Here is a 26487-nt window from a genome sequence, read left to right as displayed (position 1 = left end):
AAATAGAATTTAAGAAATTACACATATAAGAAGGGCGCTATTTTAGCGCCCTTTGTTTAATTACTGAATGTTAAGCGTATAACTAACTTCTTATAAACGCTCTAATAAAGCTTCAGTAAAGTCTGTAGTACCGTGCTCACCACCTAGATCGCGTGTCGTACGGTCGCCTGACTCAATTACTTCGGTAATTGCTTTACGAATTGCATCAGCTTTATCACCCATTTCCAAATACTCAAGCATTTGAATCGCAGCAAGAATAACTGAAGTAGGGTTTGCTAAGTTTTTACCTGCGATATCCGGCGCACTGCCGTGAACGGCTTCAAAAATTGCACAATCTTGACCAATATTTGCACCTGGAGCCATACCTAAACCGCCAACTAAGCCAGCACATAAGTCAGATAAGATATCACCGAATAGGTTAGTCGTTACGATAACGTCGAATTGTTCAGGGTTCATTACTAACTGCATACAACAGTTATCTACGATCATTTCAGTAGATTCGATATCAGGGTAACGTTCACCGACTTCACGCGCCACTTTTAAGAAAAGGCCTGAAGTCGATTTCAAGATATTTGCTTTATGAACAGCGGTTACCTTTTTACGACCTTCTTTACGTGCAGTCTCGTAAGCAAACTCTACAATACGCTCAGCACCTTCTCGAGTGATTTGGCTCATCGCTTCAGCTGTTTCACCACAATCAGATACTGTTTGGCCAAGACCTGAGTACATGCCTTGTGTATTTTCACGAATAGTAATGATATCGATGTTTTCGTAGCGTGCTTTAGTACCTTTAAATGAAAGTACAGGGCGAACGTTTGCATATAACTGGAATTGTTTACGTAATGTTACGTTGATTGACGTAAAACCTTCACCAACTGGTGTAGTTAATGGGCCTTTTAACGTGATTTTGTTTTTCTTGATTAACTCTAAGGTCTCTTCAGGAACTAGTTCACCATGTTTTTCTAATGCTACTAAACCTGCATCAGCGAACTCATAGTCAAAATCACAGCCTGCTTTATCTAATACTTTGATTGTTGCATCAATAATATCGGGACCGATACCGTCACCTGGAATTACTGTGATAGTTTGCTTAGCCATTTAATTTACCTTTAAATATTTAAAAGAAGTGCTTTCAAAGCATAGCTGAAAAGTGCAACTTTGCAGCTCGTCATACCACTTTGAAAAATTGCGCGTTTTATACCATGGCTTTGTCGTGTAAGCCAGTGTTAAAACTTTCAGCCATACATTTATTTACGCATGCTTTTAAGCATACGTAAATTAGACTAAAGCATAATAGGGAAGGTTAAAGGGACTTAAATTGTTCATAGGCGACATTACCTATCGCCGTTAGCAAACCATTGCTAAATAATAATGGCGTGCACTCTTCTTGAGTCGTGATGCCGTCAGACTTCATATGCTGTGTACGGTAGAACATAACCTGATAATTAGTCTCACCTACTTTTTTAGCTTCGGTAATATCTGGACTACCTAGGTTTTCTATTGCTTGTTCAAAGGTGAAACTGTCTAACTTTAATTTAGCTATATATTGACGATTGAATGCTTCGCGATCTTCCCATTTCATATTAGCTGGGTTGTCGTCGTAAAAATTAACTACAAGCAGCACAAATACGCCGTAAACGGCAAGTGCCATAAGAATGCGAAAAATAACTTTTTTGTTCATAAGCTTTGATTTTATAAGCCTTCATTCAATCTGCGCTTAGCATAGCGATTTGGCAGATATTTTTAAATAGCTTGTTTACGTTTTGTTAATTATTTTATCAATTAATTTAATCGAATATCTTTTAAATTAAAACCAAGTGGAATGTTTTGCTTTAATGTCAGCAATTGGTGGCTAAGCTGCAACATATCTTTACCTTGGTCCAGTTTTTCTTGAATTGAAGACTTTAATTTATCTGCAGACAAAATGGCATTAACTGAGCCATACGTATTAATCAGCTCTGCTGCCGTTATTTGCCCAATACCTGCTACTCCAGGAATTTTATTAGTGCTATCACCAGTCAGTGCCCACAAATCAATTAATTGACTTGATTTAACACTAAATTTATCTTCGATATATTGATTATCAAGAAATCGTCGATTGAAGTAGTCATAAACCTCGATATTTTCGTTAAGTAGCGACAAAAAGCATTTATCAGTAGATACAATGGACACCCTTTGATTTCTTAACGCAACTTTAATCGCTAACGTTGCTATTACGTCATCGGCTTCATCTTCTTCAGGCTCGATAGAGTCGACTCCAACGGAGAGAAATTGATCCTGAATATCCGGCAGTGTAGCCGATAAATGTTCAGGCATCTTTTTTCTCCCCTTTTTGTAATCGGGATAAATATCATAACGCCAACAAGGCTTTTCGCTATCAAATACGGCCACAGCGTGTGTTGGCTGTAACGTACTTAAAATGTTAGACAGTGCAGTAGTAGAAGCTTGCGCTGTGTTATATAGCACTTGCTGCTTTGTATTATCAGATAGCTCATTATTTAATAAAAAAGGACGTTCTTGTACCGCATATATTCGGCGTATTAAATTAAGCGCATCTATTAATACAACGTGTGCGGTCATTTAATTAACATCCTTTGATATTTGATAACATGGAATATATTTGCTGCCTGGCAATTTCATCCGTTGCTGCTCTACAAATGAATTAAGCAGTTTGTCCATTAATGCCATAATTTTTTGCTCGCCCGTAATAATAAATGGACCGTGTTCCCTAATTGCTTTAATGCCATTAGACTTAACGTTACCTGCAACAATGCCAGAGAAAATACGTCTTAAATTGGCGGCTAATGTTGCAGTGTCCATATCACTCTTAACTGTTAAGTTTGCCATGTTTTCGTGATTAGGTTCAAACGGTTGTTGAAATTCACTAGTAATGGCGAGGGTCCAATTAAAATGAAATGCATCACCTTTATCTTTTCGGAAGGTTAAAACCTCCTCTAAAGCTTGTTTCATTGTTTTAGCAACTTGTGGGGCATCATCAATAATTATCTTATATAGCTTTCTGACTTCTTCTCCTAAAGTTGCAACAACAAATGCGTCAATTTCCATAAAGTAATCAGCGCTTTCTTTAGGGCCAGTCAATATAATGGGCAGTTGTTGCATAGCATTTTGGTTGTTTAATAAAATGCCTAAGATATAAAGAAATTCTTCAGCGGTGCCGGCGCCGCCTGGAAAAATAATGATGCCGTGTGATAAACGTACAAAAGCTTCTAATCGTTTTTCGATATCCGGCATGATAATGAGTTCATTAACGATAGGGTTTGGAGGCTCTGCTGCAATGATGCTAGGCTCGGTAAGGCCTAAGTAACGACCTGTTTGGTTACGTTGCTTAGCATGACCGATAGTTGCGCCTTTCATGGGGCCTTTCATTGCACCTGGACCACAACCAGTGCAAATATTAAAACCACGTAATCCAAGTTGATAGCCAACTTCTTTAGTGTATTGGTATTCATTGGTGTTAATTGAATGACCACCCCAACAGGTAATAAGATTTGGCTGGCTATCGGGTAAAATAGCGTTAGCATTTCTTAAAATATCAAAGACAATATGCGTTGTTTTTTCAGTTTCACACTTAAGGGTTTCACACAGCGTAGAATACTTGTCATTGATAAATAATATATCCCTAAGCACTGCAGATAGGTGTTCCCTTATACCTAAAATAATCTTGCCATCAACGAATGCTTCTTTGGGGGGATTGAATAACTCTAGCTTTACGCCACGCTCTCTTCTTAATACCTTGATATTGAAGTCTTGGTACTGCTGATAGATTTGTTCAGCATCATCAGTATGGCTACCCGCATTTAACACGGCGAGTGAGCAATTGCGATATAATTGATAAAGTTTGCTGCCAGCAGATTCTTGTAATTGATCGACTTCTATTTGTGATAACAAGTTCATGTTACCAACAGGGTTTACTAATGTATGCATAACGATCCCCTTTGCTCAGATGAAAGTAGACAATAGGAAAGTAATTTATTGTGAGTAAATAACCTGATTCTTTCCTTTGTTCTTGGCTTGGTACAGTGCTTGGTCTGCGCGTTCAAACGCTTTATGAATGTTATCTCCCTTCCTAATGTGAGTAACACCTATTGAAGTAGTCATACTGACTTTATTGTTTTTAAACTTAAAAGGTAGCTTAGCAATATTGTTACGTAAACTATCTAACGCCACCATTAAATCACCATAGCTTAAACTATCAAACACTAATACAAACTCTTCTCCGCCATAGCGCGCAATAAATACATTATCATCAAGTGATTTAACTAATGTAGAGGCGATAACTTGTAGTGTTTTATCACCCGCAGTATGGCCATAGGTGTCATTAATTCGCTTAAAGTCGTCTATATCGAGTACAGCTATCGCTAACTCAAATGGCTTATGATGATAACGAACCATTTGTTTTGCGATATGTTCGTCAAAAGAAGCACGATTGTTCAGTTTGGTTAAAGCATCAAGCATGCTTTTTTGCTGTTGTTCTATCAAGCGCTTCTCGAAAGTTTGACTTTGTTTTTCCAGCTCAATCACTTTTAGTTGCATGGTTTTGAGTTGCTGCTCGAGAGAAGTAAAATACTCTAATTCATTAAGTGATTTTGCTTCTACAGTTTGGGCAATTCCTTCTATTTTGTCGTTAAGTTCAGCTTTCGCTTCAGTTAAAGACGTTGCCGACTCCACAACACTCGTCATTTCGCCAATTTGAATGGTTAATTTTTGATTAATTTTCTCATGTAATTCCTTTTGTTCATCAGAATCTGTAATCGTTGATTTAACAGCACGTTGAACCTTGGATAGGGCTCCAGATAATGTGGATAAAAAAGTCTTAGCTGTTTTTCGCTCCTGCTCCATATCTGCGGCAACAATGTTGAATACTTCAACTATTTTACTGAGCAGTGTTTCATCCATCGATGAGGAATTGGCGAAATCACTTTTAAGCTTGTTAAGCTTTTGCTGTTGTTTATCTGAAAGTGTAATGCCATTTAGGATACTAATAAATTTATTAATATAACTCGCGAGATCAATATTGTTTGTATGAGCCGAGTTGCCGTTTGTCGCAGCAAAATCCTTACCTGATACTTTAATATTATCTTTTGCAGCGACTACTTCTGAATAAATAGATAATAACTCACTAAGTTTAGGCACATATTGAATTAAGGCGTCTTTACTTTCTGTATTTTCAGTTAATAAACTGCGTAATTCTCGTCGAGCTTGCGGTGGTAAACCTTTCGCTTTTTGCAACATAGCACCAGCTTGGTGAAACTCATTGTGCATATTACGAATATTATTTTCATTTTTTGACGCTTGCTTGTTTAACAATTTGGATAAATTAGTGATTTCTTTTTCAATATCAGGAAGTGGAGCTGCTTTTTTCAAAAGCGCTCTAAGTTTAGCTAAGCGGTTGTCTAGCTCTAGATCTAACCCTTTACATAATCGTGAAAGCTTTGCGATAAATTCGGTCAACAAAATAGAGCGTTTATTAAAGTCGTCTTCAATCTGTGAGCGAGCATTAATTGAAGCATCAAGCTTAGTTTTTAACTGTTTTAATTGATTTTGAATTACAGACTTTTCACTCATTCTGAGAGGTTTCCCTAAATACATTTGTTTTTCATGCAGTTGCAGCGAAAAACTAATGTGACATACGTGTTCGATATACCTTTCACTTTATATCAGAACCTCCAATAAAACTATGATATTGGTTATAAATTTGTAAATAGATATCACATTTAACTTAAATTTATTCGTAGAGCATAGAAATTGTATACTAAATAGGTAAACTAACGTCATTTTTCAAAATGAAATTAGGTTCAAAATGCCCAACGGTTTACGACGCTTTAGCTTACCATTTTATTTATTAACCGGTGTTTTTTCAGCAGGTACGCTTGCTGATGTAAAAGTGAAAATCGATTTATCTGAAGCAGAGCATCATTATGCTCAAGTTGGAATTTCTCTTCCTGAAACTAAGCAAAAATCAATAGATTTGAAACTTCCAACGTGGCGAACGGGACGGTATGAAATATTGAATTTGGCTAATGGAATTAGAGAGTTTTCACTCGCTGATCAGAAACTGCAATGGCATAAAATTGACAAAGACACTTGGCGAATTACGGGTGACTTATCCGATGGAGTGACTGTTAATTATCAAGTGTATGCTAATCAACTGGGCTTTAGGACACGCCATGTTGATGACAGCCATGCCTTTATTGACGCCTCTGGTGTCGTTATGTACACCGATGAAACTCGCGACGATAAATACATTGTTCAGTTAAAAGTTCCCAAGAAGTGGCGCAGTGTTTCTGGCTTAAAGAAAGGGCGGAATAAACATCAATTTATCGCACCGGATTATGACGTACTAATCGATTCACCGATTGAGACTGGTATCAATGAATTTCATCAATTTGAGGTTGATGGCAGAGATTATGAGCTGGTGATATGGGGCAAAGGTAATTACGACAGTAAAAAAATGGTTGCAGACCTTAAAGCGCTAGTTGCACAGGGAAGTAGTATTTGGTCTGACTACCCATTTGAACGATATGTGTTTATGGTTCATGCAACAAGTGGCGCAAGAGGGGCTACTGAACATCTAAATTCAACCATTATTCAACGTTCTCGTTTTAGCTTTGCAGAACGCAAAGATTATTTAGGCTTTATTGGTACGGCCGCGCATGAGTTTGTACACACGTGGAATGTTAAACAATACCGCCCTGAAGGTTTGGTTCCTTACAATTATCAAGGTGAAAATTACTCAAACCTCTTATGGCTTTCTGAAGGTTCAACCAGCTATTTGCAAAACCAATTATTAATGCGTGGCGACATTATGACGGCTAAAGAGTGGCTTAATAATTTAGCTAAACGTATTAACGGATATCTGCACAAACCTGGCCGGGAAAGTCAAACAGTCGCAGAGGCTAGCTTTGATAAATGGATCAGTGAAGGTGGGGACTATGGCCGAAATCACAGTGTTAATATTTATTCTGAAGGTTTCTTAGTTTCTTGGGTGTTGGATTTTGATATTTTATCAAAAACTAATTTATCGCAAAGCTACCGTAATGTTCATGACATTCTGTACAAGGAATACAGCATTCCAAAAACATTTAATGATCAAGATATGCTGAATATCTTAGAGCGAGTAACCGGTGAAGATTACCAAGATTGGTGGCAACAAAATATTGATGGCTATGCTAAACCTGACTTTGATAAATTACTATCAAAAGCCGGTTTAGAAATAAATTACGGGAAAGGCAATAAGAAAAAAGCTTGGTCTGGTATTAGTACTAAGCCTCATGCAAACGGGCTTATTATAACCTCGGTTGAAAAAGGAAGCCCTGCATGGCAAGCAGGATTAACAACAGACGATATTATTATTGCTATCGATGGCCTTAGAGTAGCTGATAAAGACCTGAAAAAGCGTTTGAAAAACTTTAAACCTAAACAAAAAATAGACGTTACCTTCTTTAGACGTGATGCCTTAAATACTAAAACTGTTAAGCTTGGCGAAACACCTGCCGAGCAGTTAAAAATTAATGCGATAAAAGAGGCTAGTGAACAGCAGAAAGCATTCTTTAAAGCATGGACAGGTTTAGAATTACCTAGGGTTAGTAAGTAAATAAAAATTAGCCGTTTGACAATAAAAAAAGCACCGAGAGGTGCTTTTTTTATTGTCTAAATGTTCGAAGCGCTGGTGGCTTGCTTTGCTCTGAGCTTCGGTACGGGTTGATATCCAGTCCACCTCGTCTTGTATATCGAGCAAATACAGTTAGCTGTTGTGGCTTACAAAAATGCATTAGGTCGCAATATATACGTTCTACGCATTGTTCATGAAATTCGTTATGCTGGCGAAAAGATACGACGTATTGCAACAGCTTTTCATGGTCAATTTGGGGACCATAATAACTAATATAAACGCTGGCCCAATCCGGTTGGTTTGTGATTAAACAGTTAGACTTTAATAAATGGCTAACAAGGTTTTCATTAACCAGCGGACCTGACTTTTCACTACTAGTTGCTAGTAAAGTTGGTTGATAATCATAGTGAGTGATCTCAACATCCAATTCATCGATACATTGGGCATTACTATGAGCAATTTCTAGTACAGGGCATTTATCAACGGCAAATAGTTTTACGCGAACCGTCGCTTTTGCAGTCAAAGATAAATCCTTTACTAAAAGCGCTTCAACTTCATCAAACGAAGAGAACTTTGTTTGGTTGAAGCTATTTAAGTAAAGTTTGAAAGATTTAGATTCGATCAAATTTTCACTGCTACATGGAAAGCTGAACTCGGCAATAGCCACTTGAGGCTTCCCTTTCTGGTTTAACCATGAAAGTTCATAGCCATACCAAATATCTTCACCATTAAAAGGTAACTTATTTTGATTAATTTCAAGATCGTCGCGGTTCAAGCTACGTGGAACACCTTGTAATAACTCAGGTTGGTAATTACTTGCGTATTCAGTTGCTTTCCCAAGCGTTAGTCCTTGCAAAAGCTTGCTGTTTTGGTATTTTGCCATGTCATATCATATATAAAACTTAATACGCTCCATTTTACTAGGAATCTTCTGTCGATGACATGCCTTAATGCTGAATTAACACATCAATTAACAACTTTATGCCAACACTATGTTCAGCAATTTAGAGAAAAGCATGGCCACTTACCTGTTGTAGAAAAAGATGACCAATGGCTTTCGCCTTGTGAACAAGGAGAATACTCTCAAGACGCTAATTACTGGCAGCCGGTGGAAATAACTGATGAATTATCTTTTGAAAATGTAGAGCAAGCATTAGGCTTTAGTTTACATAACGACATTAAAGTGTTTTTCACGTCCGTTTATAGTGAAAGCTTTGATTTAACTTGTGAAGAAGGCCAGCTTTCTTTTGTGTTACCTTGGAATAAAGATGATTTTGATAGATTGCAGGAAAATGTAATCGGCCATATTTTAATGAAGCAAAAGTTAAAGCAACCGATAACGGTATTTTTTGGGCTAACCGATCAAGATGACTTTATCCTATCTGTTAATAACGACTCTGGTGAAGTTTGGGTTGAGCAAGTTGGTAAAACTGCTCATAAAAAATTGGCCAACAATTTATCCGAATTTCTTGGACAATTAACCCCTGTTATCTATGACTAGCAATCTAACTTTTCATTAATGGCAATAAGTAGTTGTTTAATTTCGGCTATTTCTTCTTTTAATGGCTGTAGCGCTTTTGTTATAGCCACGTCTAATTCACTTACGTTAATTTCACTCTCTATAGGTGTATCTGGCTTTTTCACCTCAGTGTTTTCTGGCTGATGTTGCCAACTTTTTAGGGTGTTAATAATGGTAGGTAAGGACGCTGATTCGCTTAATCGAGCCTTAACTTTAGCCACACTAGGATTTATGCCTTCGTTAGCAAGTTGGTTAGCTATGGATAATATTTCATCTTTTATAGTCATTATGCGCAATCACTTAAGTTATTTAATAAATATTAGTAAAAATGACCAACCTGCAAATTGTGCAATTGTTTTAAAAATTAATATTTTTTTATAAAACAATGGCTTATTAAGTTGGTGCAAAGTTTGCTGTAAGTTAGTCAATAATAAACAATCTCAGGGATTTATAAAATATGAAAAAGTCACTTGTCGTACTATTAGCTGCTTTACCTTTAACGTTTGGCTTAACTGGATGTGTTGTTTCTGTTGGTGGAGACGACGATGGTCATTACAGCTATGACTTTAATGATCGTGAATATGATAACCGCAAAAAAATTGCTAGCCTGCAAGTTAACTCTAGTTTTGGTGATGTACAAGGTCGCCTAGGTGTGGCAGATTTCAATGAAGTTTACCAAAAAGATGGTGAAAGTATTCAGGTGCTTTATTACCGTACAAACAGAAAGCATAAAGATGGCGTCACTACAAAAGATGAATGTACTCCGCTTATCTTCAAAAATGGCATGTTGGTGAGCTGGGGCGATACCGCATACGCACAGCTATAAAATACTAATACTGTGTTAAGAAAAGGGCGCTACAAGCGCCTTTTTTTGTTGCTAATCTCTCAACATAGAGTTAAGTATATCTACGACTTCTGCCCAATCTGCATCTTCATTTATTGCTTGAGTAATAAAACTTGCTTGAGAACTATTCCAAAAGTTTGCTTTTGCTAATGATACATTGCTTGGAAGCCCTTTATTTTCAGCAATAAATTTGTCGATATCTTGTGAACTATTTGCCAAACCTAGTTGAGCAAATAGATTTGCCATATTGTGCTCGAAAGTATCCATAACTCTACCTATTGGGCGTATAAGTCAATAAAAGATAAGTATAGCTGTTTATTTATGTAAACTGATTGAATATTGACCTACTTCTTACCTTACTGCTAAGGTGAGCTAACAACAAAAATAAAAATAGTCAAAAATTGAAGGGTGAGGTTTTGTGCACTCAATCAATGGGGGAGCTTATGAACGATACTGCAACCGCAGCAGACACTAATGTAGAGATACGAGCCACATATTTGGCCGCAGAAGATATGAAGCTTGCGGCTTCTCTGCTATATCAGGCATATCATGATGATCCGGTTTTTTTAGAAATTTTCAACGGTGACAAAGAAGATTACGAGCAACGATTACGTGCATCGATCAGAGAAGAATTAGGCGTGTTTTGGCAAGCAAAACAACCAATGGTCGGCCTATACCTAGGTGAGGCTATGGTGGGAGTCGCTTGTTTAAATGGACCAGATGACGGTGTAGGTTTTGAACGATTTTGGCATTGGCGATTAAAAATGCTGTTAAGTGCAGGCTACTTTTCAACTAAGCAAATGATGGAAAAAGAAAGAATCATTATGTCTGCTGTGCCCCTAAAAAAATTTCATATGTTAAGTTTTATCGCTATTCACCCGTTGCATCAACATCATGGCTTTGGTCATTACTTAATGGCTGCGGTAAATACAGTGTTGGAAGAACATCCCGATAGTGAAGGTGTGGCAGTGTATGCAACAAATGATAAGTACCGTGAATTTTTTAAAGATGTGGATTACGAGTATATTGAGGAGGTCCAGGTCGGCAAGGTTAGTGGTGCGCTGATGCTTCATTATCGTGGAGACAAAAATGACTAGCGAAAAAAAGTATAAGAGCTTTGAAGACTTTTATCCGTTTTATTTATCGCAACATCAGAATAAAATTTGTCGAGTGCTACATTATATTGGTAGCGGCCTTGCACTATGTTGGCTGGTGTTGGCTGTAATCCAATTAAAACCAATGTATTTATTTTATGGTTTGATTAATGGGTACACTTTCGCTTGGCTTGGGCATTTCTTTTTTGAAAAAAATAGGCCTGCTACCTTTACCTATCCTTGGTACAGCTTTATTGGGGATTGGCGAATGCTAAAAGACTTCTTAACGAAAAAGCACTGATTTATAGTGCTTTTTTTATAACTACTCAATTTGAACTTCCTCTTAAAGTATACAATGACTGATTTGGAAGTAACTCTGTAAGACATATCGCACAAAGCTGTGAGAGATAAAGGAATGTTCAGTGGAAATAATGAAATTGCATGAAATAAAGCCCTTTTAAAACAATGCGTTGTTGTTTTTTGGTTGAGTTTGCATGCTAATTTTCTAAGAAAGTTTTATTTGACTAGGTAGTTTATTACAACTGATAACGTAATATTACAACTGTCAGGACGACACAGGAAATGATTTCCTGTCAATGGAGGCTCTAGGATGGAGTCATGCAACAAGGTGTTGCATAGGATGATACAACATGGATGTGAGTTAACAAAGGAAAGTTAACGTCAGGAAGACTAAAGGGATTAGCTTTAACACAAGGTGTGTGGTGCATGTGGACATGCATTCTCTAGGACGGGGTGAAGGAAAGCAGACGGAATTGCTAGGATATACTAGGGACAGCTTTTTTATGGATGAAGCGGGAAACACTATTGTGTGCAGGATGCACGACAAAGCTAGATAAAGAAATGCGGCTCTTTCGAGCCGCATTTTTTATGTTTGTTAATCAACATAACCCCAAGGCGCTTTAGGAGGAGTTATAGATTTGGTTAAATCGAAGTCCACCTTAAACTCTCTTCCTTGTCTGACAAGTCGATAACTAAACTTGCCAGGATAAATAAACATTTGCCATGTATTTCCAATGGATTGTGGTATTCCTTGCTCAACAAATATTTCTTTTGAGTATTGATCTGCCGGAAATGACTGTGCTTCATTCCACCCAGCGTCGAGTGTGTGACCACCGTACATCGTTTGTCTATCAAAACTGCCATCTTTATGTCTGTGATCATGCTTTAAAGAGAGCCCTGAGCCGGTTTTAGTGATTATCCAGGTGCGCGATGCGTCGTCACCTATATGAAATGGAATTTGAAGCTCTTGCTCATTGCAACGCCTAACGTGCATAACTAATTTTTTGTTCAAGAATGAATTACTATTTGCAGTATCTACTGTGACTTTTCCTTCATATGCCTTTCCGCAATGTTGTTTTATCGCATTGAAAAACGCATCGTGAGTATCAATTGATACAAGTGGTGCTGGCGCTGTTGAGGCTGTTGTTGACAGAGAAAAAAAGACGGCAGAGAGGAAAGTTGAATATTTCAGGTACATAATGACTCCTTGTTTGACGCTAATATATGTATCTATTGGCATTTGTGCAATTTTTACTTATCAATTAATACGTATTCAGCGCTACTTTATTTATCATTCGAGTTAAAATCTTATTTTTAAACGTTTATTTCTGCACTTAAATCATTAATGACTAATCCTGGATCGCCACAATTAACGCAAATCAAGCAAACTTTTAAACTTGCGTGGCCTATTTCACTGCAAAACGTATTGGTGACTTTGCTTAGTATGATAGATGTCGTGATGGTTGGTCATCTAGGTGATGCTGCTGTCGCATCAGTCGGTCTTGGCAACAGAATACAATTTGTTGTTTTAGTCATTGCTATAGGCCTTTCATGGGGAGTAGGTGTGTTATCTGCTCAATATTTTGGCGCAGGAAAATCTGAAAAAATTAGACAAACGATTCAAATGGCGTCTATTTTTGCAGTTATTGCGTTTACACCAATTGCAGTTGCTAGTTTTTTCTTTGCTGCCGATGTGATCGGCTGGGCGTCAAGTGATATTGATGTAATTGCCCTTGGAGAAGGGTACTTATGGATAACAATGCCAAGCCTCGTTTGTGTTGGGGTAATTTTAAATATTGAAAATGCGCTACGAAGTATTGGTCAGGTGAAACTGCCAATGATATTTAGTGTGTTAGCAATATTATTTAATGTTGTTTTAAATTTTTGGTTAATAAATGGTGGGTTAGGTGTTCCTGCTCTTGGAGTTGAAGGGGCAGCGTGGGCAACACTTTTATCGAGAATATTACACCTAAGTTTATTGATTGCTTTTCTCGTTAAAGTAAAACATATGCTTGCTCCAAAAGCAGGAGACTGGCAATTACTAAAAAATCGAAATGACTGGTCTCATCTGTTCAATCTAGTATGGCCTATGATGATTAGTTTTGGCATTTGGTCAGTTGGTACGTTTGTTTATCAGTTGATCTATGGTCAGCTCGGCACACAAGCTTTAGCTGTAATGAGCCTAATTTCACCGATTGAAGGCGTTTTCTTATCATTGTTTTTTGGCTTTGCATCGGCTTGTTCAATTATGGTTGGTCAAAGTTTAGGAGCTGAAAGTTATGAGAAAGCTTGGCAAATAGCAAAATCATTTTTATTGCTTAGTCCGATAGTTGCCATTGCATTAGGTGGTGTAATGATACTCTTAAAACCGATAATATTGAGTCCGTATCAAAGTATGCCTATTCAAACACTCGATCTCGCTGGACAGGTGTTTATGCTAATTGTATTTGGTGCTTGGTTGAAAGTCAGTAATATGACTTTAGCCATGGGAGTATTACGTGCAGGGGGAGACAACAAGTACTGTATGTATACGGATATATTTGGCATGTGGATAGTAAGTATCCCGCTAACCTATATTGCGGCGGTGATTTGGCAATTACCATTAATTTGGGTTGCTTTGGCTGCATACTCTGAAGAGCTTGTAAAGGTATTGTGCTTTGGTTATCGAGCTTACTCCAAAAAATGGATGAAAAATCTCGCCCAATAATATTATTTTTATTACGCACTAAAGCGTTCAAAAATTACGTAGGTCCAGCAAAAAACAAGTAAACCAAAGGCAATAAATACGCCAGCCGAGCCTAAATCTTTCGCTCTTCCAATTAATTCATCATGCTCTGTAGTTATTTTGTCGGCTAAAGCTTCAATTGCTGAATTGATAATTTCAGCAAACAAAACAAATGCTAAGGTCATTAATAGCACCATCAACTGCGTTGAACTGTTGGCAATAATAAATGATATTGGCGCCAAAATAATGCACATTAATAGCTCCTGCCGATAGGCCGCCTCATGCTCGTAAGCTGCTTTAAAACCTTTATATGAACAATATGCGGCTTTAAATATTCGATGTACGCCTGTGCCATTTGGCTTTTTTGAAAAATTAGAAGAATTATTCGGCATATTTAGTGGCTTAAATAGTGTGTTTTGAGCAATTTGCTGCCAAAGGTATCACATACCTTAACTATATTAAATTTTATCAAACTGTAATAGATGTTATAAATTCGTTAATCTACTTTTATGATTTCATCAAAAATCCTTACGGCTCTTGAATTGGTCCAATGAGTTGGGCAGAATGCGCGCCTTTGTCGGCAAGCTGCTTAAAAAAGCACTCGTGAAAAACCACAGAACTAACGCTTGATGTTAATAAGCAAAGGTGGCTGGGTTCCATTATTCGTATATTTAGACTGCTTGCCTTTTTCAACTCTCTTTACAGGTATTTATGAAGACTAACTCTCAATTTCATATTGAGAAGGAACTCTATGTCGATCACATCGACATCAAATTAACGGGTACGGCTAGTGCTAGACAAATTAAAGCTTTCTATCAAGATACTTTTAATGTTGCAGATGAAAAACAGGTTAATAAGCTGCTCGTTGATACATCAAGGTTAATTTTAGATTATGATTCGCTTGAAATATTACAAGTAATGAAGTCACTAAAAGAAAATTTGTCGCGTTTTAAGGTAGCGCGAGTAGTGCCTAGTATTGGGCACAAACAACTGCTTATTCAGCAAATTGCTGAAAACAAACAACTCGATGTTAGAAACTTCGCCGACAAGCAAACAGCAACTAACTGGCTATTTGACTAATAAATAGTGAAATAAGCTATTTTTTGAAAAAAGAAAATAATCAAAATCTCAATTGATTTTTTAAGTTGTTGAAAATTAACATTAATAAATGTTGGCACTGGTATTGTAATAGTAAATCTGAGAGTTAAATACTTAAGGATAAAATGATGAAAAAGATTTTGGCAGGCGCATTACTTTTAGCTTCAACACCAATTTTGGCACATGACGTAAATACAGATTCGTGTGATGTCGATTTAAATGCCGGTGTAAAAATTACGACCAATAGCATTGAGTTTTCAAAAAATGGTGAAAGTCTATATCAAATAGTTGGCAGAGACGGCTTAATTGTAGATGGTGAGGCTATTATGTTGTCATCCTCTCAAGCTGCATTAGTTCAGGATTATTCTAATAGCATTCGTGCTGTCGTACCGGAAGTGAAGTCTATTGCTATTGAAGGAATTGCACTGGCAACTGAAGGTGTTAATTTGGCATTTAATGAGTTACTAGGCGAAGGGAATGAAGTTGGCGCGGAATTAACGCATGAATTGGCCAATTTAAGTAACGAGATTGATAATAGATTATCGGTAGAAAATGGTATTGAAATTGGCGAAGACGGTGTAGTGGGTGAAGACTTTTTTGGCGAAGAATTCGAACAACGTATTGAAGAAAATATTGAGCGTGCCATTAAAAACTCAATGGGATCATTGCTTATTGCTGTAGGACAAGAAATGATGTTCTCTGGCGGCGATATGGAAGCATTTGAAACGCGAATGGAAGATTTTGGTCAGCGTATTGAACATCAAATGGAGACGCGAGGATTAGCGTTGGAGCAAAAGGCCGATGCAATTTGTGAATCAATTGTCGCTATTGATCAGTTAGAAACAGAGTTGCAAAATGAAATAGATGCATTGTCTGATATAAACATTATTGAAGTTAGCCATCATGGAAAAAACAAAGCTTAGTAGCTTTTTGCTTCAAGATTACTAATTTCTTTATAAAACTATGTCTAAAGCGCCGCGAGGCGCTTTTTTGTTGCACTAAATAAATATATCTGTATGTTGCTCATACAAAGCTCTCTGCTAATTTAATTATTGAAACTATGTCTCACGCTATTCGGCGGCTATACGAACATCGAAAAAGTATCAGTACTAAGCCATTTAATGCGCGAGGTAAAAAAGTTGTTCGTTGTGAAAACTGCCAAGTATCTATGCTTAACTGTATATGCCAATATAAAAGAAGCACCAGTTCACAAGCAGCATTTTTGATACTTATGCATGATGCTGAGGTCTTGAAACCAAGCAATACTGCACGTTTAATTGCTGACGTTGTACCTGATACATATGCTTATATATGGTCTAGAACAGAAGCGAATGCTAACTTACTAGCGTTGTTGTCTGACGATACTTTTGTGCCAGTTATCGTGTTTCCAAGTCAATATGCAGCAGAGCAACAATCTGTATATGAAAACGAATTGCCATTACCAATTCAACAAGGAAAAAAGCCTTTGTTTATATTGTTAGATGGAAGTTGGCGAGAAGCCAAAAAGATGTTTCGCAAAAGCCCTTACTTGGAAAAGTTTCCTGTCGTCAGTTTTAGTGAAACAGGAGAGAGTACGCGAGAAAATTACATTAGGGAGGCGGTGCTTGAAAATCAGTTGGCAACTGCTCAAGTAGCTTCACGTATGTTAGCACTACTAGGTGAACAAATTAGTGCTCAGCATTTATCTTTATGGTTTGATTTATTTAATTATCAATATCAAAAAAGTGTTTGTCAGCCGAATTTAGGGCGTGGTGATGCCTTGAAAAGGTATCTATCTTTTATTGAAAAGGTGTATTAATTTATGATCAAAACTAAAAGACTAACTATTCGGCCATTTAGGCTTGATGATTGGCGTTTTATTGTTGAGCTACTCAATCAGCCAGAGTTTATTGCCAACATTGGTGATAAAAAAGTGAGCAATAAAGTTGAAGCGCATGAATATTTAGAAACAGGTCCGTTACTTTGTCAAAAAGAGCATGGTTATAGCTTAATGGCCGTGCAATTGCATAACGGAGAGTTAGTCGGTATGTGTGGTTTACTTAAACGAGATTATTTGGATTCTCCTGATTTGGGATACGCTATTTCAGATAATCACTATCGGCAAGGGTATGCTTTTGAAGCATGCCAGGCTGTGCTTGAATACTATGGGAATCATCGACCAATATTAGCAATAACCTCACTAGCTAATCAGGCTTCACAGTCCTTGCTAGAAAAACTCGGCTTTATCAGGCAAGGCATCGTTAAATATAACGATACTGAAGAAAATATGCTGTTTGACTTTAATTGTTAGCTTTAGTTGTTAGTTTTAATTCGGCATTAATTGTGACTGTTTATTCTTGGCAAGTTGCTTTAAGAATTCCCATACCAATGCAACGCGTGGCAGGCGTTTACTTTCAGGATGTGTGATTAGATAAAAACTGCGCTTTATGTTTATTTCATTAGCACATAACTTGATTAAGCTAGGGTCTTGGTCCGCTAAAAAGCAAGGTAAAATGCCTATTCCTACGCCACTTTTAATCGCTGAATGTTGACTGACTACACTATTACTTCTATATACAGGCGTAATTTCAGTGGCGATTTCTTTCAAGTAGCTTAATTGTTCGGTAAACATTAGTTCATCTACATAACTCACCCAGCGTTGATTAGACAGGTTTGCGCTATTTACGGTAAGTGCCTGTTCATGTAAATATCGTTGATGACCATATAATTGTAAACGGTAGTCACATAGTTTCGTTCCTATGACAGAACTTGATTTAGGCATCTCTAGCGCAATGGCAATATCAGCTTCATTACGCGTTATTTTTACATCTCTGGTAAAATTAATTAAGTCGATAGCTAGGTTGGGATGTTGATTTTGCAACGAGTGAATATTGGGGGCGATGAAGAAGTTACCAAAGGCCTCCGTTAACCCTATTCGTACCAACCCTGAATTATCTGCGTTGTTATCTTTGATTTGAGATAGCGCTTGATTAGCATTAATTTCCATGTGCTGGGCATGGCAGAGCAAAGCTTTACCGTCGTCAGTTAATCGGTGGCCATCAGTTGTTCGTTCAAACAGTTGAGTACTTAAGCTTTCTTCAAGTTTATGTAGGCGCCGAGAAACCGTCGAAACATCTTTACTTAAGCGCTTGGATGCCTCGGTTAATTTTTCAGTACGAGCAACTTCCAAAAAAATCTTAATATCGTCCCAATTCATCAACTTATCACTTTAAAAATTAGCTGGTTTGTATATATGCAATGTATTTTGCACTTATGCATATTGTTGTTCAAGTGAAATAGGCATAACGTAGTCAGCAATTTTACTTCGTCCTGAAAACTTACAAAGGGGCTTTTATGTCTATTAAAGAAATTCCACTGATTATTAACGGTGAGAAAGTACAATCGAAATCAAATGACTGGTTAGATGTCTTAAACCCTGCAACACAAGAAGTAGTTGCTCGTGTGCCTATGGCAACGCCGGAAGAAGTACAGGCAGCAGTATCTGCAGCCCATGACGCATTTAAAACTTGGTCAAAGGTTTCATTAACTAATCGCATGCGCATTATGCTTAAGTTCCAAGAACTAGTACGTAATAACGTAGAAGAAATTGGTGCGTTAATTACTGAAGAACATGGTAAGACCTTACCAGACGCTGAAGGTGAAGTGGGTCGTGCATTAGAAGCAATTGAAAATGCATGTTCTATTACTCGTTTACAACTTGGTGAAATGGCGAATAACGCTGCAACAGGCGTAGATACTTATACATTAAACAAACCACTAGGTGTTGGTGTTGGTATTACTGCGTTTAACTTCCCTGTGATGTTAGCGGCATTTATGTTTCCTCCTGCAATTGCTTGTGGTAACACATTTGTTTTAAAACCATCAGAGCAAGACCCGTCGTCTACTATTCGTTTTGTTGAGTTAGCGATTGAAGCTGGTTTACCTGCTGGTGTTATTAATGTTGTTCATGGTGGTCCAGATACAGTTAATCAATTAATTGAAGCTGATGAAGTAAAAGCGGTTTCATTTATCGGCTCAACTCATGTTGGAACACATGTTTATAATCATGCAAGTAAACATGGTAAACGCTGTCAATCGATGATGGGCGCAAAGAACCATATGGTTATCATGCCTGACGCTAATAAAGATCGCGCGATTAACGATTTACTTGGTAGTGCCTTTGGTGCCGCAGGCCAGCGTTGTATGGCAAACCCAGTGACTATTTTAGTTGGTGAAGCACGTAACTGGTTGCCTGAAATTGCTGAGCGTGCCAAGTTAATGAAAGTTGGCCCAGGAACACAGCGTGATGCTGATCTTGGCCCTGTAGTATCGCCGCAAGCTAAAGAGCGCATAATCCGCATTCTTAATTCTGGCGTAGAACAAGGTGCTAAATTGCTAGTAGATGGTCGCGATTGTGTGGTTGAAGGTTATGAGAAAGGTAACTTTGTTGGTCCTACAATGTTCTCTAACGTAACGACTGATATGGATATTTATACGCAAGAAATTTTTGGCCCAGCGTTATGTGTACTGGAAGCTGATACATTAGAAGAAGCGATTGAAATTATTAATGCTAACCCTAATGGTAACGGTACTTCATTATTTACATCGAGTGGTTGGAATGCTCGTAAATTTGAAAATGATATTGATGTAGGTCAAGTAGGTATTAATGTACCGATCCCTGTACCTGTAGCTTACTTCAGCTTTACTGGTTCTCGTGCGTCAAAATTAGGTGATTTAGGGCCAAATGGTAAGCAAACCATTAGTTTCTGGACACAAACTAAGTCTGTTACAGCTCGTTGGTTTGAACCTGATCATCAAGATGGCTCAGAAGTGCACACGACAATCAGCCTTAAATAACGGTTAAATTGCTGTAAAACATAAAACACAAATAAAAAGCCAAATGTCATTACATTTGGCTTTTTTTATGGAGTAAACATTAAGACTATATCTTGTAAGCAGGTAGATCGATATGATTAAGCCTTAATCCATTAAGATGGATAATTCCTATAGCACTAGATTCCCCGTCACCACTAAATTCAAATTCGAAACAGCTTTTAATATAAATACCTTCTCTTTTTCCAAAGCTTGGTTTGGCACTTTGTCTGGCAATTGAAATAAATTGCAATCCTTGTTGTTTACAGTAACGAACGGCATGCACTCGTGCCATTTCCGCAACCTTTCTTAAATACCAAAAATACCAACCGATCAAGAAAATACCGAGTAGTAGGTAAATATCACCCATAAACTTTACTCTTTCAATTAAATAGTTGCCCAATAGCTTTTGCTAGAGCATCGCTGCGTGTATCACTGCGCATTAATGCAAATACATGAGGCCTTAGTAAAGGAATTGCAACTAGATCTTTAAAAATAGCACTGAATAGCGCTAAATCTTTCTGTTTGGCTAACCCCGAGAGTAGTTGTTCAAGACCTTGTGCTGATATAGCTTGCCAGCAACGACCAGCAATTGTGATATAGATATCGTCGGTTTGCGGTTCGTTTAACAATGATGCGATAAACTGCTGAACATGCGGATGCTCTGTGGTGCTAGAAAATGCTCGGATGACATGTACGGTAATTGCATGTTCATTTCTGTTTTTCTCGAGTTCGAGAAGGGCGTCGATAATAGACAGTGGTAACTCGTGATTTTCAAGTGCCTGACACAATGGGAAGAATACCTGCTCAGGAAATTGCTTTACATTCGCCGCAACAGCTTGAGCTATTTCTGGCTGCGATAATTCGCAAGCTAAATCGTTGATTCCCTGAATACCTATGTTTTTCCAGTCATCCCATGCCATTTGGCCGTTGATATAGGTTTGAAAATGCTCAAAGTGAATACTGGCACTTTGCTTGAGTTCTTTTCGCACTAAGCTATTAATTGCAGCAAGTTTATATTCTGCAGGTTGTACATGGTACGGGTTACTATTTAGCAGTTCTTGCTGTTTTTCAGAAGGATCGACAGTAAGATCTGAACCAAGTGCTTCAACAATAATCGCAATAAAATGATTCCTTGCGCCTTGGTTTAATAAACCTCTCTCATCAAGTGGTAGTTTAATAAACCACAAATATGGCGTTTTAGCTTTTACTTGCCAAAATGCAACTGCAAAAATAGCATGCCCCTGAATTGGGTATGGATAGGGCATTTGATTTTGCTCTAGGCGATTAAAGTCTTCTTTTGAAATTTTGGTTATTTTTCTACCTATATCGTAGATGCGATATTGGGAGCCAGAGCACAACAAAAGCTCTGAAATAGTATCTATGCGATCCATAACTTAATTACTAGTCGAATTTGTCGGGAATTTTACCGATAATATGCCGATAACACTATGAGAAATTCCGATGACTCGAGATATTCAACAACTACGTGCACTAAAAGCACTATTAAGTGCGATGTTAAGTTCATTATCAACAAAATTTTTTTGTGGCGATACGTTACGTAGTAGACAGTGTGGACTAATTGATGATCATGACTGAACAATTAAATGAATGCGAACTGGATGAAAAACCGGTATTAAATATTCTCTATCAAGATGATTATATGGTAGCGGTGGATAAGCCTGCTGGACTATTCGTTCATCGTAGTTTTTTAGACCGCCATGAAAAATATTTCGCTTTGCAGCTAGTGCGTGATCAAGTGGGTAAATATGTTTACCCAATTCATCGACTCGACAAACCAACAAGCGGTGTGCTGTTGTTTGCACTTGACGAGAAAACAGCAAAAGCACTTAACGAACTGTTTGATCAAAGGGCAATTGAAAAAACTTACTTCGCGTTGGTGCGAGGCTTTTTGAATGAATGTGGTGTAGTAGATTACCCACTCAAACCTAAGCTAGATAAAATAGGTGATAAATTTGCGAGTCAAGACAAGGAAGCTCAGCTGGCGATTACCGAATACCAGACCTTGCAACAAGGGGTAATTAATAAACCAGTTGGGCGTTATGATAGCGTTCGCTATTCGTTGGTAAGGCTTAAACCTAAAACAGGAAGGCGACATCAAATAAGGCGGCATCTAGCGCACCTTAGGTTTCCTATTATCGGTGATGTAAATTATGGTGATAACAAGCAAAACCCATTTTTTCACCAAGAGTTTGGCTTTAAACGCTTGATGTTGTTCGCACAGAGTTTGCAATTTGATCATCCAGTAACAAAAAAGCCGATAATGATATCGGCTTCATTTGACCAACAGTGGCAGCAGTTATTTGACCAGCTGGAATGGCAAGTAGAGCTAGCCTAGTAAGGTGCAGAAACCTGCGCTAGGTTCGCTTCAATATTGCTATATAAAATATCTAAGTGATGTTGAGGTTGACTATTGTCGCTTTCAATACTGTTAGACTGCTTATTGCCTCTAATTCTGACGTAGCTCACTTGTGGCAAATTAAAATATTGTGATTGTGTTGCGGCAAATTGTGCCATCATTATTTGATCTGCAGTAGTAGGGCGCTTTAGTAAGTTAACGAGCAATTCGGTATCGTTAGTTAACGATTTTTTCTCTATTGGATAATCTTGATAACTATACTCTTGAGTACTAGAGCATGCGCTGATCAAGGTGATTAATATTAAGCTAAATAAAGTTTTAAATGTCATCATGGTTAACTGCTTAGTTACTGCCTTTAACCCAATAGAGCAAGGGCTATACCAAACGTATTTTTGACGGAAAGATTTAGCTTTGTTTTGTTACTAAGTCCCTCTAGTTAAAACAATTAATTTGTTTATTTATTTTTCAATTGAGCATAAAAAAACGCCAAATTAAGCCACTTTTCTTAGTGTCAAAAATTTAGCGTTTATTGGTTTTTGTTTAAATATTACTCGTCAGTAACTGAACGAAGTAGTGCATTGATGCCCACTTTAGCACGTGTTTTAGCATCTACTTTTTTCACAATTATCGCAGCGTATAAGCTATAAGTCCCACATTTAGACGGTAAGTTTCCTGGCACCACAACCGAGCCTGCCGGAACGCGACCATAATGTACCTCACCCGTTTCACGATCAAAAATACGTGTACTTTGACCAATATAGACACCCATTGATATTACAGCACCTTCTTCAACAACAACGCCTTCAACAATTTCAGAACGAGCGCCGATAAAGCAGTTGTCTTCAATGATAGTTGGCCCTGCTTGCAGTGGCTCTAATACGCCACCAATGCCGACACCACCAGATAAATGGACATTTTTACCAATTTGAGCACATGAGCCAACTGTGGCCCAAGTATCAACCATAGTGCCTTCGTCAACAAAAGCGCCAATGTTTATATAGCTTGGCATAACAACAACATTTTTACCGACAAAGCTACCCGTTCTAACGGCTGCAGGCGGTACAACGCGAACACCATCAGCTTCAAACATTTCTTGTGTGTAATTGCTGTATTTTAATGGAACTTTATCGAAAAATTTACTTTCAGCACCGTCAATCACAGTGTTGTCCCAAATGCGAAAACTAAGTAATACGGCTTTTTTAAGCCATTGGTGTACTACCCATTCGCCAGCAACTTTTTCTGCAACACGTGCACTACCATTGTTGAGGGCGGCAAGTGCAGAAAGCACTGCATCTTTTACTTCTGGCGTGACAGTACTTGGTGTAATAGACATTCTATTTTCGAATGCTTGTTCAATTGTAGCTTGTAAGTTGCTCATGATAATTCCTGTGAGTTCAATTTAAGTGATATCACCACGAAGGCGTTCACTTAGTAGAGTTTTTTCTTGTTCGGTTAACTGCTGGCCATCAGCATTAGATACGGTAAATACATCTTCTGCTTTTTCACCAAACGTGGTGATTTTTGCGGTATGAATATGTAATTTCAGATCTTGGAAAACTTGCGCAAAGCTGGCGAGCAAACCTGGTCGATCGGCAGCCAAAATCTCTAACATAGTGGATTTTTTATCTTCGGTATCGATAAAGCTTACTTGAGTTTTGACTTTAAATGTCTTGAATCTTTTCGATACGGGTTGAACTTCAATCGTGTTTAATGTGTCTTGATTTAAGCGCTTGACTAATGATTGTGAAATTTCAACCATACGATACTCATCATCAATCGGTTTTGATTGATGATCAAGCACCACAAAAGTATTGAGTGTATACCCGGTTTTACTGGTAATGATTTTGGCATCGTGAATAGATAGGCGTTTATTACCTAATATCGCAACAGTATTGGCGAAAATATTGGCTTGATCTTGCGTGAATACAAATACTTCTGTGCCGCCACGGTATGGCTTAGGGCTAATTAATACCATAGGCTCACTTCTATCATGAGCCAAAATATGACGTGTATGCCAACATATTTGGTCAGGCGAGTAGCGCAAGAAGTAATCTGCTTTAAATTCTTGCCATAGTGTTTCTATCTCGTCTTTGTCGGTATTTCTTTCAAACAACAATTCTAATGCTTGATCTTGGTTTTCTCTTATTTTTGAACGCAAATCAACCGGCTTTTCTAAACCGCGTCTAAAGGCGCGTTTGGTTGCATTGTATAACTCTTCTAGCAGATTTGCTTTCCAGCTATTCCAAAGGCTCTCGTTCGTTGCTCGCATATCGGCAACGGTTAAACAGTATAGATAGTCTAAATGAGCTTCATCTCGGACGATGTCTCCAAATTCCTTGATGACATCGGGATCTGAAATGTCTCGTCGTTGAGCAGTTACTGACATGGTTAAATGCTCTTTTACTAGCCAAGAGATCATGCGACCATCGTGATCATTGATATTGTGCATTTTGGCAAAGTTAAGAGCGTCAATCGCGCCAAGTTCGGCATGGTCGCCGCCTCGGCCTTTTGCGATATCGTGGAAGATACCTGCGAAATATAGCACTTCTGGTTTACGAATGCGTTGAACTATTTTGCTACAAAGTGGAAACTCATGATTGTGTTCAGGTTGGCTAAAACGATATAAATTTTTAATTAAGCGAAAACTGTGTTCGTCTACTGAATATGCATGGAATAAATCAAATTGCATTTGCCCGACAATAGAGCGCCACTCAGGTAGATAAGCCGACAAAATACTGTGTCGGTGCATTAAGTTAAATGCCAACCCAAGGCCACGAGGGTGCTTAATAATTTTGACAAAAAGCTGACGGCTTTCCTCATAATCATTTAGGCGAGAAATTAAGCGGCGACGTGTATTACGTAATAAACGCAAAGTATCAGGGTGAAGACCTTTAATCGCTGGGTTTTCTGCAATGACTAAAAACATTTCCATGATTTTAACCGAGCGCATAAATATTCGATTACTATAAACTTTGATTAGACCATCTTCGATATAGAAATCATTATTTATTTCAATTATTTCAGGCGTTTTACCTTTATTTAAGATTTCTTTTTCAAAATGTTGAAGTAACATTTTATTAAGCTCTTCAACGCGGCCGATAATGCGGAAAAACCGTTTCATCATGCGTTCAACAGCTGGCTTTCCAGCATCACCAAACCCCAACATTTTTGCAACGTCTGCTTGGTAGTCGAATAGCAATCTATTTTCGCTGCGGCCAGCGACGTGGTGGAGGGCAAAACGCATACGCCATAAATAGTCTTGACACTCAATTAGCTCGTTATGCTCGTTTAATGTTAGATAGTTATGATTAATTAACTCTTCTAGCGAATTTGCCATAAAGTGTCGCTTTGCAACCCAAGCGATGGTTTGAATATCCCGTAAACCGCCAGGGTTAGCTTTTAAATTTGGCTCTAACGTGTATGAGGCACCATGATATTGTTGGTGGCGTGCTTCTTGTTCATCACGTTTGGCAATAAAGAATTTTTGCGAAGTCCAAAAAACGTCTTCTTGTAACAATGGCTGTAGTTGATCGGATAGAATTTTATTCCCACAAACCAACCTCATTTCCATCAGGTTAGTAGCAACGGTTACGTCATTAACTGCTTGTTTTAAGCATTCTTGAATATCACGTACGCTGTGACCAATATCGAGTTTTACATCCCATAGTTGTGTGATGAATGCGCCAATCTTTTCTTCTAACTCTGTTGTTGTTTGTTTTTGAGTAAGTAGCAAAATATCAACGTCTGATTGTGGATGCAGTTCACCACGGCCATAACCACCAACAGCAAGCAGACTCACTTGGTACTCATCAAGCTGATGTTGAGTCCAAAGTTTTGAAAGTAATAAATCGACATAATATGCGCGAGCCTGAATAATTAGTTCCATATCTATATTGTTAAATATAGATAATAACCATTGGTTAAACTCTTGACTGAGCGCGCAAATATCAGCGCTCGACAAATTGGGAGCGCTTACACAAAAAGGGGTTTGAAATTGACTGGGTATGGTATTGTTATTTTCCACAGCGTTTTTGGTCTTTTAG

General features: G+C 38.0%; 29 protein-coding genes. 13 read left to right on the top strand and 16 right to left on the bottom strand.

Annotation, left to right across the window (positions count from 1 at the left end; genetic code table 11):
* Positions 1-90: 90 nt before the first annotated feature.
* The 5 genes from HII17_RS17215 to HII17_RS17195 all read right to left on the bottom strand — a co-directional run bounded on the left by HII17_RS17215 (position 91) and on the right by HII17_RS17195 (position 5586).
* A complete protein-coding gene (locus HII17_RS17215) occupies positions 91-1098 on the bottom strand; it encodes an isocitrate dehydrogenase (RefSeq protein ID WP_169076613.1) in 1008 nt (335 codons plus the stop codon).
* 205 nt (positions 1099-1303) lie between these two features.
* Positions 1304-1681 carry a DUF3192 domain-containing protein gene (locus tag HII17_RS17210; RefSeq protein ID WP_169076612.1) on the bottom strand — a complete coding sequence of 126 codons (378 nt, stop codon included), beginning with the start codon at positions 1679-1681 and terminating at the stop codon, positions 1304-1306.
* Positions 1682-1782: 101 nt separating this feature from the next.
* On the bottom strand, positions 1783-2580 hold the full coding sequence (gene xni / locus HII17_RS17205; RefSeq protein WP_169076611.1) for a flap endonuclease Xni: 798 nt from the start codon (positions 2578-2580) through the stop codon (positions 1783-1785).
* The gene (ppnN, locus tag HII17_RS17200; RefSeq protein ID WP_169076610.1) at positions 2581-3945 is read right to left on the bottom strand and encodes a nucleotide 5'-monophosphate nucleosidase PpnN; all 1365 of its coding nucleotides are present in this window, start codon (positions 3943-3945) and stop codon (positions 2581-2583) included. It abuts the gene before it with no gap.
* Between the two features lie 45 nt (positions 3946-3990).
* Entirely contained in the window at positions 3991-5586 is a 1596-nt protein-coding gene (locus HII17_RS17195) for a GGDEF domain-containing protein (RefSeq protein ID WP_169076609.1), read from the bottom strand.
* 235 nt (positions 5587-5821) lie between these two features.
* Here HII17_RS17195 and HII17_RS17190 point away from each other — a divergent pair, with 235 nt between their 5' ends.
* Positions 5822-7615, top strand: a complete 1794-nt coding sequence (locus tag HII17_RS17190; RefSeq protein WP_169076608.1) for a M61 family metallopeptidase — start codon at positions 5822-5824, stop codon at positions 7613-7615.
* Between the two features lie 49 nt (positions 7616-7664).
* On the opposite strand, the gene queF is transcribed toward HII17_RS17190, so the two are convergent.
* Positions 7665-8516: an NADPH-dependent 7-cyano-7-deazaguanine reductase QueF gene (queF, locus tag HII17_RS17185; RefSeq protein WP_169076607.1), complete on the bottom strand. Its 852-nt coding sequence runs from the start codon at positions 8514-8516 to the stop codon at positions 7665-7667.
* A 54-nt stretch (positions 8517-8570) separates the two neighbouring features.
* Between queF and syd the strand changes: the two genes are divergently transcribed.
* Positions 8571-9134 carry a SecY-interacting protein gene (gene syd, locus HII17_RS17180; RefSeq protein ID WP_169076606.1) on the top strand — a complete coding sequence of 188 codons (564 nt, stop codon included), beginning with the start codon at positions 8571-8573 and terminating at the stop codon, positions 9132-9134.
* On the opposite strand, the gene HII17_RS17175 is transcribed toward syd, so the two are convergent.
* The gene (locus tag HII17_RS17175) at positions 9131-9439 is read right to left on the bottom strand and encodes a DNA-binding protein (RefSeq protein ID WP_169076605.1); all 309 of its coding nucleotides are present in this window, start codon (positions 9437-9439) and stop codon (positions 9131-9133) included. The two genes, syd and HII17_RS17175, sit on opposite strands and share 4 nt — an antisense overlap.
* Before the next feature lie 170 nt (positions 9440-9609).
* Between HII17_RS17175 and HII17_RS17170 the strand changes: the two genes are divergently transcribed.
* Positions 9610-9978 carry a DUF3192 domain-containing protein gene (locus HII17_RS17170; RefSeq protein ID WP_169076604.1) on the top strand — a complete coding sequence of 123 codons (369 nt, stop codon included), beginning with the start codon at positions 9610-9612 and terminating at the stop codon, positions 9976-9978.
* A 51-nt stretch (positions 9979-10029) separates the two neighbouring features.
* Here the strand turns inward: HII17_RS17170 and HII17_RS17165 are convergent, their stop codons facing one another.
* Positions 10030-10263 carry a DUF2789 domain-containing protein gene (locus tag HII17_RS17165; protein WP_169076603.1) on the bottom strand — a complete coding sequence of 78 codons (234 nt, stop codon included), beginning with the start codon at positions 10261-10263 and terminating at the stop codon, positions 10030-10032.
* A gap of 176 nt (positions 10264-10439) precedes the next feature.
* Between HII17_RS17165 and HII17_RS17160 the strand changes: the two genes are divergently transcribed.
* Both HII17_RS17160 and HII17_RS17155 read left to right on the top strand, forming a co-directional pair.
* Entirely contained in the window at positions 10440-11093 is a 654-nt protein-coding gene (locus HII17_RS17160) for a GNAT family N-acetyltransferase (RefSeq protein ID WP_169076602.1), read from the top strand.
* Complete coding sequence (locus HII17_RS17155) at positions 11086-11391, top strand: DUF962 domain-containing protein (protein ID WP_169076601.1); 306 nt, start codon at positions 11086-11088, stop codon at positions 11389-11391. Before HII17_RS17160 ends, HII17_RS17155 begins: the two co-directional genes overlap by 8 nt.
* 594 nt (positions 11392-11985) lie before the next feature.
* Here HII17_RS17155 and HII17_RS17150 read toward each other — a convergent pair.
* The gene (locus HII17_RS17150; RefSeq protein ID WP_169076600.1) at positions 11986-12588 is read right to left on the bottom strand and encodes a hypothetical protein; all 603 of its coding nucleotides are present in this window, start codon (positions 12586-12588) and stop codon (positions 11986-11988) included.
* Between the two features lie 147 nt (positions 12589-12735).
* Here HII17_RS17150 and HII17_RS17145 point away from each other — a divergent pair, with 147 nt between their 5' ends.
* On the top strand, positions 12736-14097 hold the full coding sequence (locus tag HII17_RS17145) for an MATE family efflux transporter (RefSeq protein ID WP_169076599.1): 1362 nt from the start codon (positions 12736-12738) through the stop codon (positions 14095-14097).
* Positions 14098-14108: 11 nt separating this feature from the next.
* Here HII17_RS17145 and HII17_RS17140 read toward each other — a convergent pair whose 3' ends face one another.
* Positions 14109-14507, bottom strand: a complete 399-nt coding sequence (locus HII17_RS17140; RefSeq protein WP_169076598.1) for a diacylglycerol kinase — start codon at positions 14505-14507, stop codon at positions 14109-14111.
* A gap of 319 nt (positions 14508-14826) precedes the next feature.
* Here HII17_RS17140 and HII17_RS17135 point away from each other — a divergent pair, with 319 nt between their 5' ends.
* From HII17_RS17135 to HII17_RS17120, 4 genes are all read left to right on the top strand, one after another.
* On the top strand, positions 14827-15195 hold the full coding sequence (locus HII17_RS17135) for a hypothetical protein (RefSeq protein ID WP_169076597.1): 369 nt from the start codon (positions 14827-14829) through the stop codon (positions 15193-15195).
* A gap of 143 nt (positions 15196-15338) precedes the next feature.
* On the top strand, positions 15339-16136 hold the full coding sequence (locus HII17_RS17130; protein ID WP_169076596.1) for a DUF2884 family protein: 798 nt from the start codon (positions 15339-15341) through the stop codon (positions 16134-16136).
* A 137-nt stretch (positions 16137-16273) separates the two neighbouring features.
* Entirely contained in the window at positions 16274-17011 is a 738-nt protein-coding gene (locus HII17_RS17125; RefSeq protein WP_169076595.1) for a tRNA-uridine aminocarboxypropyltransferase, read from the top strand.
* A gap of 3 nt (positions 17012-17014) precedes the next feature.
* Complete coding sequence (locus HII17_RS17120) at positions 17015-17503, top strand: GNAT family N-acetyltransferase (RefSeq protein ID WP_169076594.1); 489 nt, start codon at positions 17015-17017, stop codon at positions 17501-17503.
* Between the two features lie 15 nt (positions 17504-17518).
* On the opposite strand, the gene HII17_RS17115 is transcribed toward HII17_RS17120, so the two are convergent.
* Positions 17519-18409 (bottom strand): LysR family transcriptional regulator, encoded by an 891-nt coding sequence (locus HII17_RS17115; protein ID WP_169076593.1) that lies wholly within the window; start codon positions 18407-18409, stop codon positions 17519-17521.
* A 137-nt stretch (positions 18410-18546) separates the two neighbouring features.
* On the opposite strand from HII17_RS17115, the gene HII17_RS17110 reads away from it, so the two are divergent.
* The gene (locus HII17_RS17110) at positions 18547-20049 is read left to right on the top strand and encodes a CoA-acylating methylmalonate-semialdehyde dehydrogenase (protein WP_169076592.1); all 1503 of its coding nucleotides are present in this window, start codon (positions 18547-18549) and stop codon (positions 20047-20049) included.
* Between the two features lie 85 nt (positions 20050-20134).
* Here HII17_RS17110 and HII17_RS17105 read toward each other — a convergent pair whose 3' ends face one another.
* Complete coding sequence (locus tag HII17_RS17105; RefSeq protein ID WP_169076591.1) at positions 20135-20434, bottom strand: DUF3301 domain-containing protein; 300 nt, start codon at positions 20432-20434, stop codon at positions 20135-20137.
* Positions 20435-20447: 13 nt separating this feature from the next.
* Positions 20448-21458, bottom strand: a complete 1011-nt coding sequence (locus HII17_RS17100) for a DUF3549 family protein (RefSeq protein ID WP_169076590.1) — start codon at positions 21456-21458, stop codon at positions 20448-20450.
* 70 nt (positions 21459-21528) lie between these two features.
* Here HII17_RS17100 and HII17_RS19250 point away from each other — a divergent pair, with 70 nt between their 5' ends.
* Both HII17_RS19250 and truC read left to right on the top strand, forming a co-directional pair.
* Positions 21529-21663, top strand: coding sequence for a hypothetical protein (locus HII17_RS19250; protein WP_268969175.1), 135 nt, complete (start codon positions 21529-21531; stop codon positions 21661-21663).
* Positions 21656-22423: a tRNA pseudouridine(65) synthase TruC gene (truC, locus tag HII17_RS17095; RefSeq protein WP_169076589.1), complete on the top strand. Its 768-nt coding sequence runs from the start codon at positions 21656-21658 to the stop codon at positions 22421-22423. Before HII17_RS19250 ends, truC begins: the two co-directional genes overlap by 8 nt.
* Here the strand turns inward: truC and HII17_RS17090 are convergent.
* The 3 genes from HII17_RS17090 to glnD all read right to left on the bottom strand — a co-directional run bounded on the left by HII17_RS17090 (position 22420) and on the right by glnD (position 26468).
* Positions 22420-22776, bottom strand: coding sequence for a hypothetical protein (locus HII17_RS17090; protein WP_169076588.1), 357 nt, complete (start codon positions 22774-22776; stop codon positions 22420-22422). The genes truC and HII17_RS17090 overlap by 4 nt on opposite strands.
* 215 nt (positions 22777-22991) lie before the next feature.
* Complete coding sequence (gene dapD, locus HII17_RS17085; protein ID WP_169076587.1) at positions 22992-23822, bottom strand: 2,3,4,5-tetrahydropyridine-2,6-dicarboxylate N-succinyltransferase; 831 nt, start codon at positions 23820-23822, stop codon at positions 22992-22994.
* Between the two features lie 21 nt (positions 23823-23843).
* On the bottom strand, positions 23844-26468 hold the full coding sequence (glnD, locus tag HII17_RS17080) for a [protein-PII] uridylyltransferase (protein ID WP_328824564.1): 2625 nt from the start codon (positions 26466-26468) through the stop codon (positions 23844-23846).
* Between the last annotated feature and the right edge of the window lie 19 nt (positions 26469-26487).

Source organism: Thalassotalea algicola (assembly GCF_012932965.1).
Lineage (GTDB): Bacteria > Pseudomonadota > Gammaproteobacteria > Enterobacterales > Alteromonadaceae > Thalassotalea_F > Thalassotalea_F algicola.
The sequence above is the reverse complement of the archived record's forward strand: the minus strand, read 5'-3'. Positions and strand labels throughout refer to the sequence as shown.

What these genes read in the sequence shown, in the direction of transcription:
- HII17_RS17150 (WP_169076600.1), bottom strand. Translation starts at nt 12,588, where the DNA reads ATGTACCTGAAATATTCAACTTTCCTCTCTGCCGTCTTTTTTTCTCTG.
- dapD (WP_169076587.1), bottom strand. Translation starts at nt 23,822, where the DNA reads ATGAGCAACTTACAAGCTACAATTGAACAAGCATTCGAAAATAGAATG.
- HII17_RS17160 (WP_169076602.1), top strand. Translation starts at nt 10,440, where the DNA reads ATGAACGATACTGCAACCGCAGCAGACACTAATGTAGAGATACGAGCC.
- truC (WP_169076589.1), top strand. Translation starts at nt 21,656, where the DNA reads ATGACTGAACAATTAAATGAATGCGAACTGGATGAAAAACCGGTATTA.
- HII17_RS17135 (WP_169076597.1), top strand. Translation starts at nt 14,827, where the DNA reads ATGAAGACTAACTCTCAATTTCATATTGAGAAGGAACTCTATGTCGAT.
- HII17_RS17210 (WP_169076612.1), bottom strand. Translation starts at nt 1,681, where the DNA reads ATGAACAAAAAAGTTATTTTTCGCATTCTTATGGCACTTGCCGTTTAC.
- HII17_RS17105 (WP_169076591.1), bottom strand. Translation starts at nt 20,434, where the DNA reads ATGGGTGATATTTACCTACTACTCGGTATTTTCTTGATCGGTTGGTAT.
- HII17_RS17140 (WP_169076598.1), bottom strand. Translation starts at nt 14,507, where the DNA reads ATGCCGAATAATTCTTCTAATTTTTCAAAAAAGCCAAATGGCACAGGC.
- syd (WP_169076606.1), top strand. Translation starts at nt 8,571, where the DNA reads ATGACATGCCTTAATGCTGAATTAACACATCAATTAACAACTTTATGC.
- HII17_RS17170 (WP_169076604.1), top strand. Translation starts at nt 9,610, where the DNA reads ATGAAAAAGTCACTTGTCGTACTATTAGCTGCTTTACCTTTAACGTTT.
- HII17_RS17110 (WP_169076592.1), top strand. Translation starts at nt 18,547, where the DNA reads ATGTCTATTAAAGAAATTCCACTGATTATTAACGGTGAGAAAGTACAA.
- HII17_RS17175 (WP_169076605.1), bottom strand. Translation starts at nt 9,439, where the DNA reads ATGACTATAAAAGATGAAATATTATCCATAGCTAACCAACTTGCTAAC.
- HII17_RS17195 (WP_169076609.1), bottom strand. Translation starts at nt 5,586, where the DNA reads ATGAGTGAAAAGTCTGTAATTCAAAATCAATTAAAACAGTTAAAAACT.
- HII17_RS17165 (WP_169076603.1), bottom strand. Translation starts at nt 10,263, where the DNA reads ATGGATACTTTCGAGCACAATATGGCAAATCTATTTGCTCAACTAGGT.
- HII17_RS17190 (WP_169076608.1), top strand. Translation starts at nt 5,822, where the DNA reads ATGCCCAACGGTTTACGACGCTTTAGCTTACCATTTTATTTATTAACC.
- xni (WP_169076611.1), bottom strand. Translation starts at nt 2,580, where the DNA reads ATGACCGCACACGTTGTATTAATAGATGCGCTTAATTTAATACGCCGA.
- HII17_RS17120 (WP_169076594.1), top strand. Translation starts at nt 17,015, where the DNA reads ATGATCAAAACTAAAAGACTAACTATTCGGCCATTTAGGCTTGATGAT.
- HII17_RS17130 (WP_169076596.1), top strand. Translation starts at nt 15,339, where the DNA reads ATGATGAAAAAGATTTTGGCAGGCGCATTACTTTTAGCTTCAACACCA.
- queF (WP_169076607.1), bottom strand. Translation starts at nt 8,516, where the DNA reads ATGGCAAAATACCAAAACAGCAAGCTTTTGCAAGGACTAACGCTTGGG.
- HII17_RS19250 (WP_268969175.1), top strand. Translation starts at nt 21,529, where the DNA reads ATGACTCGAGATATTCAACAACTACGTGCACTAAAAGCACTATTAAGT.
- HII17_RS17145 (WP_169076599.1), top strand. Translation starts at nt 12,736, where the DNA reads ATGACTAATCCTGGATCGCCACAATTAACGCAAATCAAGCAAACTTTT.
- HII17_RS17155 (WP_169076601.1), top strand. Translation starts at nt 11,086, where the DNA reads ATGACTAGCGAAAAAAAGTATAAGAGCTTTGAAGACTTTTATCCGTTT.
- HII17_RS17125 (WP_169076595.1), top strand. Translation starts at nt 16,274, where the DNA reads ATGTCTCACGCTATTCGGCGGCTATACGAACATCGAAAAAGTATCAGT.
- HII17_RS17100 (WP_169076590.1), bottom strand. Translation starts at nt 21,458, where the DNA reads ATGGATCGCATAGATACTATTTCAGAGCTTTTGTTGTGCTCTGGCTCC.
- HII17_RS17115 (WP_169076593.1), bottom strand. Translation starts at nt 18,409, where the DNA reads ATGAATTGGGACGATATTAAGATTTTTTTGGAAGTTGCTCGTACTGAA.
- HII17_RS17215 (WP_169076613.1), bottom strand. Translation starts at nt 1,098, where the DNA reads ATGGCTAAGCAAACTATCACAGTAATTCCAGGTGACGGTATCGGTCCC.
- HII17_RS17090 (WP_169076588.1), bottom strand. Translation starts at nt 22,776, where the DNA reads ATGATGACATTTAAAACTTTATTTAGCTTAATATTAATCACCTTGATC.
- ppnN (WP_169076610.1), bottom strand. Translation starts at nt 3,945, where the DNA reads ATGCATACATTAGTAAACCCTGTTGGTAACATGAACTTGTTATCACAA.